The organism is Colwellia sp. MB3u-8, from assembly GCF_014076985.1.
GTDB lineage: Bacteria > Pseudomonadota > Gammaproteobacteria > Enterobacterales > Alteromonadaceae > Cognaticolwellia.
In genome coordinates this window covers 59,273-77,523 of sequence record NZ_JACGVA010000067.1, presented here as the reverse complement: position 1 = coordinate 77,523, position 18,251 = coordinate 59,273, and the positions used below count along the sequence as shown (strand labels likewise).

General features: G+C 39.5%; 15 protein-coding genes. 5 read left to right on the top strand and 10 right to left on the bottom strand.

Translation table 11 applies throughout. The features are described 5' to 3' along the window. Positions 1 to 18 precede the first annotated feature (18 nt). From hslU to priA, 4 genes are all read right to left on the bottom strand, one after another. Positions 19 to 1,347, bottom strand: coding sequence for an ATP-dependent protease ATPase subunit HslU (gene hslU, locus H4J54_RS12365; RefSeq protein WP_182191171.1), 1,329 nt, complete (start codon positions 1,345 to 1,347; stop codon positions 19 to 21). 23 nt (positions 1,348 to 1,370) lie between these two features. Next, positions 1,371 to 1,889, bottom strand: coding sequence for an ATP-dependent protease subunit HslV (gene hslV / locus H4J54_RS12360; protein ID WP_182191170.1), 519 nt, complete (start codon positions 1,887 to 1,889; stop codon positions 1,371 to 1,373). A gap of 478 nt (positions 1,890 to 2,367) precedes the next feature. Then, positions 2,368 to 2,928, bottom strand: coding sequence for an SPOR domain-containing protein (locus H4J54_RS12355; protein ID WP_182191169.1), 561 nt, complete (start codon positions 2,926 to 2,928; stop codon positions 2,368 to 2,370). 253 nt (positions 2,929 to 3,181) lie between these two features. After that, positions 3,182 to 5,398, bottom strand: coding sequence for a primosomal protein N' (gene priA / locus H4J54_RS12350; protein ID WP_259366990.1), 2,217 nt, complete (start codon positions 5,396 to 5,398; stop codon positions 3,182 to 3,184). Positions 5,399 to 5,645: 247 nt separating this feature from the next. Between priA and rpmE the strand changes: the two genes are divergently transcribed. From rpmE to alr, 3 genes are all read left to right on the top strand, one after another. Next, positions 5,646 to 5,858 carry a 50S ribosomal protein L31 gene (gene rpmE, locus H4J54_RS12345; protein ID WP_182137458.1) on the top strand — a complete coding sequence of 71 codons (213 nt, stop codon included), beginning with the start codon at positions 5,646 to 5,648 and terminating at the stop codon, positions 5,856 to 5,858. A 482-nt stretch (positions 5,859 to 6,340) separates the two neighbouring features. Beyond that, the gene (gene dnaB, locus H4J54_RS12340) at positions 6,341 to 7,759 is read left to right on the top strand and encodes a replicative DNA helicase (protein WP_182137457.1); all 1,419 of its coding nucleotides are present in this window, start codon (positions 6,341 to 6,343) and stop codon (positions 7,757 to 7,759) included. A gap of 12 nt (positions 7,760 to 7,771) precedes the next feature. Further along, entirely contained in the window at positions 7,772 to 8,845 is a 1,074-nt protein-coding gene (gene alr / locus H4J54_RS12335; RefSeq protein WP_182191195.1) for an alanine racemase, read from the top strand. Between the two features lie 188 nt (positions 8,846 to 9,033). Here alr and H4J54_RS12330 read toward each other — a convergent pair whose 3' ends face one another. The 6 genes from H4J54_RS12330 to H4J54_RS12305 form a co-directional block, all read right to left on the bottom strand. Continuing rightward, complete coding sequence (locus H4J54_RS12330) at positions 9,034 to 9,591, bottom strand: carboxymuconolactone decarboxylase family protein (protein ID WP_182191167.1); 558 nt, start codon at positions 9,589 to 9,591, stop codon at positions 9,034 to 9,036. A 449-nt stretch (positions 9,592 to 10,040) separates the two neighbouring features. Continuing rightward, positions 10,041 to 10,679 carry a TetR/AcrR family transcriptional regulator gene (locus H4J54_RS12325; protein ID WP_182191166.1) on the bottom strand — a complete coding sequence of 213 codons (639 nt, stop codon included), beginning with the start codon at positions 10,677 to 10,679 and terminating at the stop codon, positions 10,041 to 10,043. 181 nt (positions 10,680 to 10,860) lie between these two features. Beyond that, complete coding sequence (locus H4J54_RS12320) at positions 10,861 to 11,280, bottom strand: secondary thiamine-phosphate synthase enzyme YjbQ (protein WP_182191165.1); 420 nt, start codon at positions 11,278 to 11,280, stop codon at positions 10,861 to 10,863. A 482-nt stretch (positions 11,281 to 11,762) separates the two neighbouring features. Next, entirely contained in the window at positions 11,763 to 12,227 is a 465-nt protein-coding gene (locus tag H4J54_RS12315) for a chemotaxis protein CheX (RefSeq protein ID WP_182191164.1), read from the bottom strand. A gap of 79 nt (positions 12,228 to 12,306) precedes the next feature. Next, positions 12,307 to 12,807, bottom strand: a complete 501-nt coding sequence (locus H4J54_RS12310) for a DUF6702 family protein (protein ID WP_182191163.1) — start codon at positions 12,805 to 12,807, stop codon at positions 12,307 to 12,309. After that, complete coding sequence (locus tag H4J54_RS12305; RefSeq protein WP_182191162.1) at positions 12,807 to 15,164, bottom strand: M1 family metallopeptidase; 2,358 nt, start codon at positions 15,162 to 15,164, stop codon at positions 12,807 to 12,809. The genes H4J54_RS12310 and H4J54_RS12305 overlap by 1 nt, the downstream gene beginning before the upstream one ends. Positions 15,165 to 15,814: 650 nt before the next feature. Here H4J54_RS12305 and H4J54_RS12300 point away from each other — a divergent pair. Both H4J54_RS12300 and dusA read left to right on the top strand, forming a co-directional pair. Then, positions 15,815 to 16,363, top strand: a complete 549-nt coding sequence (locus tag H4J54_RS12300) for a hypothetical protein (RefSeq protein WP_182191161.1) — start codon at positions 15,815 to 15,817, stop codon at positions 16,361 to 16,363. A 221-nt stretch (positions 16,364 to 16,584) separates the two neighbouring features. Then, complete coding sequence (dusA, locus tag H4J54_RS12295) at positions 16,585 to 17,571, top strand: tRNA dihydrouridine(20/20a) synthase DusA (RefSeq protein WP_182191160.1); 987 nt, start codon at positions 16,585 to 16,587, stop codon at positions 17,569 to 17,571. Positions 17,572 to 18,251 lie beyond the last annotated feature (680 nt).

Sequence of the window (18,251 nt, the reverse complement as noted above, 5' to 3'; positions counted from 1 at the left end):
CTAACCGTATTTTATCTATTATAAAATAAAGCGACTTAGATCTTCATCTTTAATCAGATCAGATAAAATATTAGCAACAAATTCAGCATCGATGAGAATGCTTTCTCCAGCACGATCATTGGCGGTAAACGAAAGCTCTTCGATTAAGCGTTCCATCATGGTATGTAAACGCCGTGCACCAATATTTTCAGTACTTTCGTTCACTTGCCACGCGGCATTAGCAACCGCTTTAATGCCATCTTCACTAAATGAAATATGCACGCCTTCAGTCGCTAATAACGCAATATATTGCTCTGTTAAAGAGGCATTAGGCTCAGTGAGTATGCGCACAAAGTCTTCAGCGGTGAGCGGTTTTAATTCAACACGGATCGGTAGTCGACCTTGTAATTCTGGAATTAAATCAGAGGGCTTTGACATTTGAAAAGCGCCAGAAGCAATAAATAAGATATGGTCAGTTTTAACCATACCGTGTTTAGTGCTAACGGTAGAACCTTCAATTAAGGGTAACAAGTCTCGTTGTACACCTTCTCTTGATACGTCAGGGCCTGAGCTTTCACCGCGCTTGCAAATTTTGTCTATTTCATCAATAAAGACAATACCGTTTTGTTCAACCGCGTATATTGCTTTTTCTTTGATGTCGTCTTGATTAACTATTTTCGCCGCTTCTTCTTCTTGCAAGGCTTTGAAAGCATCTTTAATTTTCAGTTTACGTTTGTTGGTTTTATCACTCGACATGTTTTGGAACATGTTTTGTAATTGTGAAGTCATGTCTTCCATGCCAGGAGGTGCCATAATTTCAACGCCAACTTGCGGCGCGGCTAAGTCGAGTTCAATTTCTTTATCATCGAGTTGACCTTCGCGTAATTTTTTACGAAAGGCTTGACGAGTTGGACTGTTTTCTGGTTGCTCGTCGTTGCCTGAACCGTCGCGAGCTGGCGGCAGTAATATATCTAAAATACGTTCTTCAGCAGCTTCTTCGGCTAAGTGTTTTACACGTGCCATTTCCCGCTCTTTGGTCATCTTAATGGCCATATCAGCAAGATCACGAATAATAGTTTCGACTTCTTTACCGACATAACCGACTTCGGTAAACTTAGTTGCTTCCACTTTAATAAAGGGTGCATTGGCTAGTTTCGCTAAGCGTCGAGCTATTTCTGTTTTACCGACACCTGTGGGGCCAATCATCAGAATATTTTTAGGGGTAACTTCATCGCGCAACTCTTCGTTCAGTTGCATTCTACGCCAGCGGTTTCTCAGCGCTATTGCAACCGCTCGTTTAGCATCGCTTTGACCAACAATGTGGTTATCGAGTTCGTGAACTATCTCACGTGGTGTCATATTCGACATATTAATTCCTTACAAATTGGCGGTTATAGTTCATCAATCACATGTTGTTGATTGGTAAACACACAAATGTCACCAGCAATTTTTAATGATTTTTCAACGATTTCTTTGGCAGAAAGGTCGGTGTTTTCAAGTAATGCTGTGGCCGCTGATTGGGCAAAATTTCCACCACTACCAATAGCAATAAGATCGTTTTCTGCTTGGATAACATCACCATTACCGGTAATGATGAGTGAGGCTGTTTCATCGGCAACCGCTAATAAAGCTTCTAGTTTGCGCAGCGCACGATCAGTGCGCCAATCTTTTGCTAGTTCAACGGCCGCTTTAGTTAAATGACCTTGATGCATTTCTAGCTTGCTTTCAAAACGTTCAAATAGGGTAAATGCATCAGCTGTACCGCCAGCAAAACCTGCAAGTACTTTGCCATTATATAAACGGCGCACTTTGCGTGCATTACCTTTCATTACAGTGTTGCCAAGGGAAACTTGACCATCACCACCAATGGCCACTTTGCCATTACGTCGGACAGAAACAATAGTAGTCACAATTAACCTCTTCCATATTGCCAACTGAGATAGTCGGCTTGTCTAATGTAGATTAGATAAGGGGTGGCTTAAGCTTTTTCAAGGGAGCGGTGATGAATAATAGTAAACAGACAACTTTAATAAGTTTTAAGTTTTACGTTTGCCTTTGTCTGTTAAAAACAATATCGTTCAGTTTTAAGTTGGCTGTAGGTTGAATTTTAGCGCTTAGCTATTAAATTAAGTGACTATTGATATGATCGGCTGTCGGTATTTTATTGTTGCCGTTTATCGGTATTAATACCGATCAACGGCAAGCATTGAGCCAGTTTTTGAATACAAAGATAGTATTTTTCGCTTTAAAAGGGGGCTAGTTGACCCGCCAAGTTATGCCTTGAAACTGACGGTTTAATACTAATCTAGATACCTTAATAAATCCGCTGGAAAAGGCCTGAAGCAATACATATATAAATACATACATTGCTAAAACACTCACCTTAAGTTAATCCCAACCCCAAATTTGACAAGCGTGGATCGCGTTGTTTTTTAATTTATGTTTATCTTTTTCTGCGTTACGCTTTTTATCGTAAGGACCTAAATAAACTTTATACCAAGTTGACGAGCTACCGACAGATTTACCCACTTGTGCTTCTAGGCCTGTGAAGGCTATTTTTGCTTTTAATGACTCTGCTTGTTTACGGGTTCTAAATGAGCCACATTGCATTTTATAGGGGCCTTTGTTCTTAACTTCGTACTGACCTACTTCAACTTTTTTACTTTTTAGATCATCAACGTAGGTCCACTTTTCCTTCGGAAGTTCAGGTAATTCAGCGACCTCTGCGGCCTTTTTTACTTTGATGACTTTAGGGGCAACAACGACTGCAGGTTGTTTGTCTTTAATGCTCCACAGCAGGTAGCCAAAACTGGGCAAAGCGATCACTAAAAAAGCGGTAATTAATTTTACTTTTAATGAGATACCTTGAGCTGGTTCAGCATTTTTTTTATATGGGCTTTGTTTTTTATTTTTTACTCGAGAGCGGGAAACGTAATCTTGATGTGCCATGAAAAACTTTATACTAGAAAACTTTCGTCAATTCTAACCAACTACTAAAGAAATATCACCCATTGAGTGCATTAATTGCATAAAACTCACCCTAGTCGGAGCATGAATAGGGATTAAGACACGTCTTTAGCTGTCAGCTGTCAGTAAGTTAAAAAAGCTTTAAGCTTGGTTTTGCTGTGTTTTTGCTTTCTTCAGTCCACCTGCTTCACTTCTGGTGAAATAGGCTTGTAGGCTGTGCTTTTTGACGCATCAATTACCAGCTTAAGTCTACTGGGTCGATATCAATTGACCATTTAACTTTTGATTGCCATTCATTTGTGGCGCTATGGTGAATTAGCTTAAATACGGCTTGATGCAGCTGCTTTCGAGTTTTGGCTTGCAAAATTAAGTGAAATCTAAATTTACCCGCCTTTTTCTCCATTGCTGCTGGCACAGGCCCAGCAAACTGGCAACCTTCAAAGGGTATTTGGGTCATAGTGCGTAAAAATTTTTCGGGGTAAGAAGGGTAGTTTGCTTCAGCTCTAAACAATGCTTGAAAGCTAAAGGGTGGCAATAAGGCTTGTTGGCGTTCAATAAGCGCTTGTTTAGCAAAGTGTTGATAGCCATTTTGTACTAAATCTTGTAGTAATGGATGATCAGGAAACTTACTTTGTACCATCACTTTACCAGGCTTACTTGCTCGACCGGCTCGGCCTGACACTTGTACTAAAAGTTGTGCCATATGTTCAGCCGCGCGAAAGTCGTAGCTAAATAAAGCACCATCAACATCAAGCACAGCAACTAAGGTGACATCAGGAAAGTGATGGCCTTTTGCTAGCATTTGTGTGCCAATAAGCAGTTGATGTTCTTTATTACTTACCTCGGTTAATAACTTGGCTAACGCACCTTTTTTACGCGTGCTATCTCGGTCAATGCGCACGGTAGAGTAATCAGGAAACAAGGCGCTGATTTTTTCTTCTAATTGCTCTGTGCCTTGTCCTAAGGGTTTAATGCGAACACTGCCACAACTTGGGCATTGTGGTGGAATGCGTTTTTGACCGCCGCAGTGATGGCAAATCAGCAACCCTTGGCCCTGATGCAAAGTATAAGGCTTATTACAGCGTTGGCAATCAGCAATCCAATGGCATTCTTGGCAGTTAATAGCGGGGGCATAACCACGACGATTAAGAAAAATTAATGCTTGCTCACCACGGGCTAAGGTATTTTTTATGGCTTGTTTTAAGGTGCCGGAAAGGCCATGTTCCATTTGTTGTTGCGCTACATCTATTAAGCTGATTTTTGCGGTCGAGGCATTACCGGCACGTTTGCGTAATTGATGATAATGATATTTTCCGCTCAAGGCATTTTGCAGTGACTCAAAACTGGGTGTGGCAGTGCCGAGTATAATGGGAATATTAAGTTGCCTAGCTCTGAGTATGGCAATATCGCGCGCATGATAGCGAAAGCTGTCTTGCTGTTTAAATGAGGCATCGTGTTCTTCATCAACAATGATCATGCCTAAATCATTAAGTGGAGTGAAAATAGCCGAGCGGGTACCAATAACAATAGCCGCTGTTCCTCGCTGCGCTTCTAACCAAGTTTGTAAACGTTCTTTGTCGTTCAAACCTGAGTGATGCAGGCTTATCGGCACATTAAAGCGTTGTTCGAAGCGACTTAAGGTTTGCGGCGTTAGGCCAATTTCAGGTACTAAAACTAACACCTGTTTATTTTGGGCCAATATTTGCTCCATGGCCTGCAAATAAACCTCGGTTTTACCACTACCGGTTATGCCATCGACTAAATGACAAGAAAACTGTGATTGCATCTCCTTCACGGTGGCAACAATTATCGCTTGTTCCGCTGATAATGCTAGCCGGTTATCTTGTTGTAAGGCTTGCTCTTGCCATTTAAATAACGTGACCGCGCGGGTTTTGCTGTAAATGAATTGTTTTTTTTCCAGAGCATTAAGCTGTGCTTTATTAAAACCAAGGGTTAATAACTCTGACCAGGTCATGCCTTGATGCTGCTTGAGCATAGTGAGTAACTCAGCCTGTTTGGGGGAGCGTTTGGCCGTAGTTGTTTGCTCCTCTTCGCTTAAGTCTGCTTTTGTTAACCAAACTTGCGGTAGTTCAACATCAGGTTGTTTTATTTGTCGCAATAAAACCGGTAATGCTTGCTGGAACACATCACCAATAGGATGATGGTAGTAATCGCTACAGCGTTGAATAAAATGCAGCAATTTGGGTGAAAAACTGAAGTTGTCATTAACTCGACTGAGCACTGACTTTAATTTTTTAGCCGCATATTCAGTGCTTTCATCTATCGACAAAACAATACCAACCACTTGGCGAGAGCCAAAAGGCACAATAACTCGTTCACCTAACTGTACGGCGTTAGTGTTGAGTTCCGCCGGTAGTTTGTAAGTAAACAACTGGCGCATAGGAACGGGTATTGCAACTTGCAGGTATATATCTGTTGAAGTTATTGCCAAAAATACTGTCATATAGAAATAAAATGTTATGCATATTCTACTGCTTAATGACGCAATGCCAAGCTCGAAAATTAGACTAGGGGGATTTTCATGAAATTAAGCAATTTATTGCTCAATTTTTTAGCAATTTTCATTGCCATAGGAAGAGCGATACTATAACATTCGCCTCCATTATTTTTAACTCGTATGGTGCTTGGCAGCAATAATGACTGACCGAGTGGCGATGCGGCCTTAACAGAGGTTTCCCATGAAAGACGGTATCCATCCAAATTATACAGAGTTCAAGGCAACTTGTTCTTGTGGTAACATTATTACAACTCGTTCAACTGTAACTAAAGACATACATCTTGACGTGTGTTCAGAATGTCACCCATTCTATACTGGCAAGCAAAAATCTGCTGAGACCGGTGGTCGTGTTGATAAATTCAACAAGCGTTTTGGTGCTCTTAGCAAGAAGTAATTCTGCTAATATACCAGTAGAAAAAAGCACCTTTAGGTGCTTTTTTTTTGTCAAAATTTAAGCTCGCGTGCCATGTTAACTTAACATTTTTTCTCTTAACCTTGCTTAACATAAACCTTTTTACTTTTCTTAACTGGCAAGAGCGCTTTAAGTGACTCATCATGGTCAATTCAAGTGATTCATTCAATGGCCATATACTAGCCTTGCTAAATACCCTAGAAAATATAAATACGCCTAGATCTCGACGCTTTTAAATAGTGCCTTAAATACGCTTAGTCGTGCTTTATTTGTTGACGTTATAACAAGTAAATTCAATCCTTTTTGGTGTCTAAAATAGTAAAATATTTCTTGTTAATATCATTTTGCTTACGGGGAATTTCTGCTATATTTGCTCTCTTTATTTTCGAATAATTTTATAAAGTTTATTGCGCCAACATGCTCGCCAATAAGCAGAGATTATCGCCAAGCATTTAAGGTGTGATATGGCCGATCGCAAGCCAACCAAGTTTAGTAAAAACAATCAGTTTCCTCGAGACAAACAAATTGATGAGTTAAAAGTTCCGCCGCATTCTTTAGAGGCAGAGCAATCAGTGCTAGGTGGTTTATTGTTAGATAACGAAACTTGGGACCGCGTAAGTGAACGAGTTGTTGCACAAGATTTCTATAGTAGATCACATCGTATTACCTTTGAGACTATTGGTCGGCTAATTGAATTAGGTGAGCCGGTCGATTTGATCACCTTATCTGAAGCGCTTGAAAACGATCAAAAACTGGATGATGTTGGTGGTTTTGTTTATCTCGCTGAAATGATGAAAAACACCCCAAGTGCTGCCAATATTACCGCCTATGCGACTATTGTGCGTGAACGTGCAGTAACGCGTGAAATGATCAGTGTGGCCAATGAAATTGCAGAAGCGGGTTATGATCCACAAGGGCGAAGTAGTGCCGATTTACTCGATTTTGCCGAAACTAAGGTTTTTGCGATTGCCGAGCAACGTGCTAATAAGTCGGAAGGCCCAGAAAATATTAATTCAGTATTAGAAAAAACGGTTGATCGTATTGAGAAACTTTGTGCATCACCGACTAATGGTGTTACTGGTGTTTCAAGTGGCTTTACTGATTTAGATAAAATGACCGCAGGTTTTCAAAAATCTGACCTCATCATTGTTGCTGGCCGTCCGTCTATGGGTAAAACGACTTTTGCCATGAATTTGGCCGAACATGCTGCCATGACTGAAGATAAACCCGCGTTAATCTTCAGCTTAGAAATGCCGTCAGAGCAACTTATGATGCGTATGCTGGCTTCGCTTGGTCGTATTGACCAAACTAAAATTCGTACCGGCCAATTAGAAGATGAAGATTGGGCGCGGTTATCATCAACCATGGGCTTGTTAATTGAAAAAGGCAAAATGTTTATTGATGATGCGGCGGGCCTAACACCGACAGACGTGCGTTCGCGAGCACGACGTATTGCCCGAGATCATGGCGGTATTAGTATGATCATGATCGATTACCTGCAATTGATGCGTGCGCCACAATTTTCCGATAACAGAACCTTGGAAATTGCTGAAATATCTCGTTCATTAAAAGCCTTGGCAAAAGAATTAGAAGTGCCCGTTGTGGCGTTATCTCAACTTAACCGTGGTTTGGAGCAGCGTTCTGATAAACGACCAATAAACTCAGATTTACGTGAATCAGGTTCAATTGAGCAAGATGCCGACTTAATCATGTTTATTTATCGTGATGAGGTTTATCACGATGATTCTGAATACAAAGGTATGGCTGAAATTATTATTGGTAAGCAGCGTAATGGTCCTATTGGTCGAGTACCTTTAACTTTCCAAGGGCAATTTTCCCGTTTTGATAATTATGCTGGCCCGCACGTATTAGGCGAAGATTAAGCGCCCATGACATTGCACACAGCCACGGCGATTATTGATTTAGATGCCCTAAGTGATAATTACCAGCTTATTCAGTCATTATCACCTAAGGCTAAAATTTTAGCGGTACTTAAAGCGAATAGCTATGGTCATGGTTTAGAGCTGATTGCTAAAGCACTGCCCAATGCCGATGCTTTTGGTGTCGCGCGTATTGATGAAGCGCTGGCACTTAGAGCCGCTGGCATTGTAAAACCTATTGTATTGCTTGAAGGTTTTTTTGCTAAAGAAGATATTGATATACTGGCGGCGAGTAACTTACAAACCATAGTGCATAACGAGCAACAGCTAGCGGCTATTTTGGATGCTAAGCTGGCTGCTCCGCTAAAAGTTTGGCTGAAAATCGATACTGGCATGCATAGGTTGGGTATTAATCCCGAGCAACTAGCACATTTTTATCAAGCGTTAAGTCAATCAAAAAATGTCCAGCAACCCATAGTGCTGATGAGTCACTTAGGTTGTGCGGATGATAAAAAAAACTCAGCTACAGCGAAACAAATCGCCTTATTTGATCAACTTAGCGCTGATTTACCCCTCGAAAAAAGCCTAGCTAACTCTGCTGGCGTTTTACTTTGGCCAGACAGCCATTATCAATGGATTAGACCTGGCCTATTACTTTATGGTGTTTCACCACTAGCAGCAGATAGCTACATAGACGGTATTGCACCCGTTATGACTTTGCAATCAAGTTTGATATCTGTACGTGAAATCGCTGCAGGATCTGCGGTTGGCTATGGTGGTGCTTGGGTGAGTGAAAGTAGCACTATTATAGGTGTAGTTGCTATTGGCTATGGTGATGGTTATCCTCGCCATGCCCCTAACGGTACACCGGTTTTAATTAATGGTCGACGTGTGCCGCTTATTGGCCGGGTAACTATGGATATGATCACGGTAGATTTAGGCGCTCAAAGCCAAGATAGCGTTGGCGATATTGCCACGTTATGGGGCAAAGGTTTAGCGGTTGAAGAAGTGGCTGAATTTGCTACAACTATTCCTTACGAACTTTTGTGTAATATTACCCGTCGCGTGCATATTCAGCTCGCCAAGTAACCATAAACATTCACTCTTAAAAAGTTATAAAAAGCTATAAAAAGTGGCTAGGCTAGGACAGTAGAGCCGTTCTAGATTGCATTTTATAATAGCGCGGTTATCAATCGTGCACTTTACCTTTTGTTGTTAGCACAGAAAATAGCGACTAAAGCCATGTAGATGGTTTAGTCACTAGATAAAAACGCCCGTTACTTGGCTGTTTTTTTCCAAGCGAATGGCTTGAATGCGTCATCAACAGGTGTTTCGGCAATATGATTGGTATAATTGCTGATCACTTTTTGTGATAAACCTAAAATGATCTCCAACAACTGTTGCTCACCGTAACCAGCAGCATAGAATGCCGCTAATTCTTCATGAGTAACATTGCCTCGATTACGAACAATAATTAAGGTCATATCAAGTAAAGCTTGCAGTTTAGCCGTAGGCATTGCTTGTTGATCTCGCAATGCTTGCGTTAAATCAGGGTCTACTTTCATTGAGTGTGCAATGCCGGTATGAGCGGGTACACAGTATGTACAGCCGTGCTCAACATTGATGCCTTGCCACACTACGGTGAGTTCTTCTGCGTCAAATGAAGAGTTAACAAAAAGCTCATGTAATGTTTGGTATACGCTTAATAAACCGGGTGATGAAGCTAACACGCCGTGCAAGTTAGGTAACATACCGTATGCACTAACTGATTTTTCTAATAGTGCTTTACTTTCTTGTGGTGCTGATTCGATAGTATGTATAGTTAATGTTGTCATATCAAAGTTCCTTTATAAAATAGCTTGTAACAACAGATTGCTGTTGCAACAAGCTTATTGTTATTTAATGCTTAAAAAATTGACCAACCAGCTAATAATATATTTAACATACCGGTCGGTAAGTAATTATCTGATATTGTACCGGTCGGTACTGTTAAGTCAACAGCCAGCGATATAAATAATTTATTTTACTAGGGCTTTGTTGGGTGTAGTATTTATTAATTCATTAAATCAATTGGTTACGTTTTCTTATGGCATTTGACATTGCCTTGGTGATTAGCAAGTAAAGTAGATTAAGAGTTACTGAGGTTGATTAAGAGTCATTAAGGTTGAGCAAGGAAATAAAGCGCAGGCTGTTGTAGCGCTAAGTTGAGCTCACGATAATGGGTATCAATGGCTATAGGGCCATCTAATTTCAGCAGTAAACTTGAGGTAGCTAGTAGAGAAGACTAGGGTAATTTTGGGCTTGGCACAGTATGGTTTTTACCGGTACTAAATACGCCAGTCAAGATAGTATCAATAACAAATTCAAGTTCTGTTGGCGGTATTTTTGAGCGCGCCATCGACGCGGTGCCTTTTAGTGCCGTGTATAAGCTTAAGGCGTTACCCGCTGAATTTTCATTTAAGCCTAAGGATATGGCTTCCTCATCAGTGGAAAATAACTCAGCCAATAAAGCTTTGGGCGCAGCTTCTATGTCAATAAGTAACTTTGCCGCTTCTGCTGGAATATCACCACCAGCGACTTCTGATTGACACAGTACCAGATAACAACCTTTGGGTTGCTCAGTGCTGCACTGCATAGCCAGGATTGACATCATATAGTTTTTTAAACGCGTTTTTAATGGTATGTTTACGGCAGATAAAGCGCCAAGGTGGGCTTTCATATTATTTTCTATATAGTGTTGAGTCGCTTTAATAAATAAGCTTTCTTTATTACCAAACGCGCTATACATGCTAGGTTTGTTAATATTCATACTCTTTGTTAAATCAGCTAAAGAAGCGCCGACAAAACCTTTCGCCCAAAATACTTCCATTGCTGCTTGTAATGCAGTTTGCTCATTAAATTTGCGTTTGCGACCACTGACCACAACAATATCCGTTCACTTTGTTTGAATATCTATATTGTACCAAAGGGTATTTTTAAGTTCAATCGTTCAAATAGGCATGGCAAAGCACTTATAAAACTGTGCTTCGATAGCAGATAAATTGCCATATTTTAAATTTTTAATAACAAAAATCGAGTGTTTAGATGAGTAATATAGCGATATATTACTCGCCACTAACGGTCAGTATTAGGGTTCTGGCACTGCTATGAACACGGTGCTCGCCTAGATAAATTCCTTGCCAAAGTCCTAAGTTCATTTGACCATTTTTTAAAGGAATACTGACACTACTGCCTAACGTACTTGCCTTAATGTGGGCCGGCATATCATCGGGGCCTTCATAAGTGTGACGATAATAAGAGGCATTTTCTGGAACGAAGTGATTAAAGTGTCGTTCCATATCATCACGCACTGTCGGGTCAGCATTTTCATTAATGGTTAACGATGCTGAAGAATGTTGGATGAAAAGATGTAACAAGCCAAAACGCACGGGGGAGAGCTCAGCGAGTGCTTGCTCAATATCAGTTGTGATTAAGTGAAAACCACGTTGATAAGGTGGTAGTGTTAACTCTACTTGTTGCCACATAAGGCTTCTCCAGAGGTAATTTTAATTAGCGTATTATAGTGTATAGGTTTTTTACCTTGAGGTGTATGTTATGAGATGAATATAGGTTGTTAGAGTCAGGCCTTAACATGCAGCTTTGTGGTCGTTAATTACGGTTGTTGATTGTGGTCGTCTCAGATGAAATTAACGGGGTTATGTATATTTGCTCCATCACGTTGACAGACTGAAGAGTGACCTATCAAAAATCGCCAAACACTAATGGCCAAAGACTTATTGCCAAAGACTATAGGGTCTGCCATAGGCGCTATGTTTAATGTCGATTTAATGTCGATTTAATGTTGGATTAAATCATAAACCTGTGCCGTTATGGAGGTTGCTACTTGGGTTGTGACTAACACGAATAACCCGTATTTGTATGCAGGTACTTAGTTCAGGTATTTAGTTTCGTCTGAACATAAAAAAGCCCCGTATTAAACGAGGCTAAATATGGTTATGCAAATCGATTATTTATTGAAACTAAATTCAATATACGCATTACCGTATTCAGATGTTAGCGTCATAATAATAACGGGTCCGTCAGCTTTGTGCTGAATAGTGTGATCTATGCCAGAAACAACGATAGGGGTTGCCATATCAAACTCAATACCTTTCTCACTTAGCATACGTTTTGCGCCGCCAGTAACCATATTGGTAATTTCACCCACTAAATCAGTAATTTCGTCATTGATTACATCTGGGCCTTCACCAACCATTTTCTTCATAGTGGCCAGTGCTAACTTGGCTTCAAAGGTAATAGATAAAGAACCTTTAGTTTGTTTGCCCACCATACCAATTAAACCTGAAACATCGCCTTTTGCTATTTCATTTTTTTTCAAACGAGGTTTTTCAGGCGTTAATTCCAGTTGCGCCATGGTTGACATAACGTTTAGCATTGAAGAAAGAAAGGGGTTAATAAAGTCTACATTCATAAATGTTTTTCCAAAAGCTTTTCTTTAATTTAGTTACTTGATTTTGCACATTTATCAGCAGAATCTAAATTTAACTATATTAATCATTAATTTTAATGTAATTCATAGTAACTGATTTGTTGAAAGTTAGGCTACCTTTTATCATGTTACTGTAAAAATTAACGGTATTGACCTGTTTTGCATAACGCTTGGTGAGCAAACTGTTGATTATTTTTAGTTCAATCAACGAATGATCGAACGCCGCTTCTTGATAAAGAAAAATATTGCCTTTATTGATTTCAAATCCGATCCAGTTCAATGGTATTGCTTGGCCTTGATAATAAAGCTGAAAATGCGCTTCAACATATTGGCGAATAATATTTTCGTAATCGGGATGAGCAATTGAAAAGTGAATTTGCTTTGTTTCTGCAATCGCGTTATCAATGTCGTGAGCGGTTATTTGGTGAATAACTTCAATCGACTGAGTACGCTCATTTAAGGTTAAATCTGTCATGCTAAAAAAATAACGGTGGGCAACCGCATTAACGGCTAGCCCACACAATAGCAAAACAAAAATGCGTTTAGCTAGGTTGAGCAACATTATTGCTGTTCAACCTCCGCTTGTTCTTCTGCATTTTTGTCATCAGCACTTTTTAATTCAACGTTGTAATCACGCATCATGTCTTTTTTCTTACGTTTGTATAAATCAAAGCGAGACTTAATTGGACGTGCAGGCCAGTAGTTGTTACTCACATCTACATCCGCTGTCTCCCAATTAGGGTCAATCGCAATGCCGGTTATTTCTTGGTCACGAATAAATAATTTAGACACTTTTTTGCTGTCACGACGCCAGATTTCAGCAGGTATTGTTACCCGTTCAACGCTGTTATCAGCATAAGTAAGATCTAAAATAATCGGCATAACTAAGCCACCTTTATTTTCAAAATCAACAATGTAGAAGTTTCTTTCGTCAAGTAATAGGTCTTTTTGCCATTGTTCTAATTTTTTATGGCTTTTGTTATATTTATTACGAGCTTTGTTTGTTGCAGTAAATTTGTCATGTTCGTTGTAAAAATCTAACAATTGAGGTTTATCATCCGTGCGAAGCCACTGGCCATTGTTATGAATTTTGCTAATAAAATCAGGTTGTTCGTTGTATAGTGCTCGTTCCCAAGCTTCTTCCGTATCTGGATTTTGGCTATTTGGACGGTACAAGTGAATGTTACCTAAAGCAATATCAACATGATCTGTGGTGTAGAACCAACCACGCCAAAACCAGTCTAAATCAACACCTGAGGCATCTTCCATAGTACGGAAAAAGTCAGCAGGGGTCGGGCGTTTAAACTTCCAACGTTGGGCATATTCTTTAAAAGCAAAATCAAACAATTCACGACCCATAATAGTTTCACGTAAAATGTTTAATGCGGTTGCTGGTTTGCCGTAAGCGTTGTTACCAAATTGCAAAATTGACTCTGAGTTAGTCATGATGGGCACTTGGTTATCACTTTTCATGTAACTGATCATATTAGCGGCATTACCACGGCGAGAAGGATAGCCTTCTTCCCATGCTTGCTCAGCGACAAATTGTAGGAAAGTGTTTAATCCTTCATCCATCCAGGTCCACTGACGTTCGTCAGAGTTAACAATCATGGGGAAATAGTTATGACCCACTTCATGAATAATAACGCCAATTAGGCCGTATTTAGTCTTGCGAGAATACGTTTTTTCACCCGTTTCTTTATCTAACGTCGGGCGTGGGCCATTAAAAGTGATCATGGGATATTCCATGCCACCAACAGGACCGTTTACCGAGATAGAAACAGGATAGGGGTAAGCAAAGGTATACTTACTATATTGTTCCATCGTATGGATAATGGCCTCAGTAGAGTACTTTTCCCATAACGGATTACCTTCATTCGGGTAGTAAGACATTGCCATAGTGTCAGTTTTACCGCCTTGATAGCCTTGTGCATCCCAAATAAATTTACGACTTGAGGCAAAAGCAAAGTCACGAACATTTTTCGCTTCAAATTGCCAAGTTTTGGTCTTAGTCGCGCGAGACTTTTCGTTTACTAACGCTTCTTCAGGGGTGATAACTAAAACGGGCTTATCCGCTTTTTTCGCTTTTTCTAAACGCTGACGCTGATTTTTTGTTAAGACCTCTTTCGGATTTTGCAAGACACCGGTTGCTGCAACAACGTGATCAGCAGGAACCGTAATGCTCACGTTATAATCACCAAATTCTAAGGCAAATTCACCGCTACCGATAAACTGCTTATTTTGCCAACCCATTACGTCATAATAGGCTGCCGCGCGCGGGAACCAGCTAGCCACTTCGTAAAGGTAATTGTCATCTTCTTTAAAGTATTCGTAACCTGAGCGGCCACCTAGTACTTTTTGCTCATGTAATTGGTAATTCCAATTAATGTTTAACTCGACACTATCACCGGATTTAAGTGCTTCAGGTAGATCGATGCGCATCATAGTGCCATTAATGATATAACTTAAGGCTTTGCCGTTTGCGCCAGTAACCTGAGTAATATCATAACCGCCCTGAAAATCGTCTTTTTTAATAGCATTGCGGAAACTGCTGTAAGTCACTTTTTTCTTAGGCGCGGTTTGCGTTGTTTTTGCACCCGAATTTTCGGCTAACTTATTTTGGTCTAATTGCAACCATAAGTAACGCAGGGTATCAGGAGAATTATTCGTGTAATCAATAGTTTCATCACCTGACAGGGTTTGCTTTTCGTCATTTAAGCTAATATTAATTTTGTAATCAACATCTTGTTGCCAATATTGATGACCCGGTGCGCCAGACGCGGTACGATAAGTATTTGGCGTTGGTAAGCTCTCTTCCAGTTGACGAAATTTATCGTCACTAATGCTGTTTTTTGCTAAGGCCTGGCCACTAGCAGCAATACAAACACAAAGTAAGGCTGATTTAATTGAATATTTCATGATTCCCCTGATAATTGTAAACCGAGTAATTTCTTAATAATCATACTTTATAACATTTTTTTAACCAATAGGTCAGGTTAGCTAAGTGAAATATGCGACAAATTGCACAATAAATAGGTTAAGTTGTTGCTGTTGAATGTTTATTGTAACGGAACCGATTAGGCACTAAGGATTAATACCAGCACTTTGCTCTATACTTTCTGGCAGCTGTTGATATCCTGATATCCAATAGTGACAGCATTTCTCTGAAAAAAATTTTATTGGCTTCAAGTCATAGACAGAATTTTACCTCATTAAACACCTAGGTTTTAGTAATATTACTGAGCTTAAAAACTATGTTAACCTCAAACTGTTGAAGAGATAAGGCAGCGAAAGTTATGCTTAACTCATGCTAATGAGGATGAAAATATTGCACTGACCGGTTAAAGTTTGCTTTTTTTTCAGCAGAATAAGTTTGTTTATTTGGTATCTGGAATTCAAGTTGAATTATTCTAAACCCTCCTAGCTTATTGCAATGTATAGAAAAAATAACCCCATTAAATTCCGCGGGTTTTTTGTAATCGTAAAGTATGCAGACCCAGTGCGTTATTCAGCTTTATTTAGCCATATTTATCTATATTAACCTCTGTTATCTATAAAAAAGGATTTTTATGTTTTCAAAATTTCTAAAATCAGTGCTAATTTTTAATCGTTCAGAAAATAAAGCGCCAAACTTTATCCTTATCTATCTTTTAATATCACTGGCTTGGCACAATCAAATTTTTATTACTTTTGTGGTCAGTCATGGTGGTTTTGCAGAACGATTAAATGCTGCATTAGTTGAACATTCTCATCAATATGTGCTGGTGTTATTCTTTACCCTGTTATTTTTTATCCTGCGTTTGTCGATGCTTTATTTACTCAATAAAACCGATCAGTTTATTGAAGCAGATCAACCGATGAAAGTTAACCTAGGCAGTGACCAAATAGTTAAAGAAAATAAAGATGTGGTTCGCTTAGTAGCGCTGTTAGCAGAAACCAAAGCGCAATTAGCTAAAGTAAAAGCGCGTGAGGTTTCAGCACAGGCGGATAAAACAAAGACCATAAGTAACATCTTGGCTGTGCAAGCCGAGTTAGATCTAGCCTTGGCTGATATCGCTATATTGGGTAAGTCTAACGAAGAATTAAGGGCTAAACTTAAGCAGTATTCAGTGGCTTAAGGGATAAGGTGCTAATCAATGATTAGCTAAATTGCATTATTTAAGCTTGTCTTGTTAGTCATATTTAAACAAAAAATTGCAAGCTATTGGCATTTTAAGTGTAACGGCTAAATATTATTTCTTTTGTTTCGCATCACTAAAGCCTTTATAATTAGTCAACATTTCAGTGGTTGTTATCCGCAGCTACCTTCGCTTTACACTTAAAGGTTTTTTACCACTTTATGATTTCACATAAATTTTCTATTGCCCCTATGCTCGATTGGACTGATCGCCATTGTCGTTATTTTTATCGTGTAATGTCTAAGCAAACGGTCTTGTATACCGAAATGGTGACTACGGGGGCAATATTGCACGGAAAAGGTAATTACTTGGCCTATAACGAGCAGGAGCACCCCTTGGTGTTACAGCTCGGGGGTAGTGATGTAAAGGCGATGACCGAATGTGCAAAAATTGCTGAGCAGCAAGGTTACGATGAAATCAATATCAATGTGGGTTGTCCGTCAGACCGAGTACAAAATGGCAAGTTTGGTGCTTGTTTAATGGCTGAGCCAGAGTTAGTTGCCGATTGTGTTGCTAGTATGCAAAACGCGACTAAGATCCCGACAACGGTAAAATCTCGTATTGGTATTGACGACCTCGACAGTTATGAATTTTTGCAGCAGTTTTTAACAAGGGTTAGTGCGGCTGGGTGTCAGCACTTTATTATTCACGCGCGTAAAGCTTGGCTCAGCGGTTTAAGTCCAAAACAAAACCGAGATATTCCGCCCTTAGACTATCAAAGGGTTTATCAACTTAAACAAGACTTTTTAAAGCTTCAAATTTCAATTAATGGCGGCATAACCACTTTTGCACAAGCCAATGAGCACATGCAGCATATTGATGGCGTGATGATGGGTCGAGAAATTTATCAAAACCCTTATATGTTAACTCAGGCTGATAATGAAATTTGGCAGGCTGGCGCAGAGGTTAAGTCACGACAAGCCGTGCTCAATGAAATGGTTGACTATATTGACCGTCACGTTGCCAGTGGTGGTCGCGCCTGGCATGTGGCAAGGCATATGTTAGGTTTATGTAATGGCTTAGCAGGCGCCAAACAATTTCGTCGTTATTTAAGTGAAAATGCCAATGGCGAAAATGTCGGTGGTGAAGTACTGCAACAAGCTTTTGCTAAAGTATTACAACTTAACCCGGATTTAACTGTAATCTAAAGGTAATATAGCCTTAATGTCGGTTTATTATCGCCGAACTAGGTACTTTACATGCTGAATACTTAGCTCTATTTAGCGCTTTAAAGGTCCCAATATCGGAAAGTCAGTGCTCGATTTTGGGACTTCTTCATCATTTTCTAACGAGTGCTTTGTTTGTTTGATGTTTGCACAAACCTCACTATATATTAGTAAATTTAACCACATCGGAGGGATATTAGCGTTTATTTAGCCTAGTTAATGCTGGTGTAAAGATAAATTAGCTTTAAAAACAATGTATTAACTTTAACTCAAACCTTGGCATAACCTTTGTAAGTGTTTATATAATGTATTTAATAACACGTTAAAAATATAGTGTTATAAACAGCTTAAAAGGAATTATACCATGCTAAGTTTCACCTTATTATTTACGCTATTTATGTTGCCTAGTGTTTGTGTGCTAGCGACCTCATTGATTGTCGCTCATTTAGAACAAGGTAAATAATCCTTGTTACCTGTTACCTGTTACCTTAAAGCGTAAACCGTAAACCGTAAACCTAACGAAAAAATGACCTAATATTGTTTATTGTGCTTTAGTAATATAACTCATCAATTTAACTGCATTTTATACCTTGATTATGCTTTTGAAAGCTCTCTTTCGCTAAATACTGTACTTTCGTGTTTAACTCGGCTAATTTTGCTTT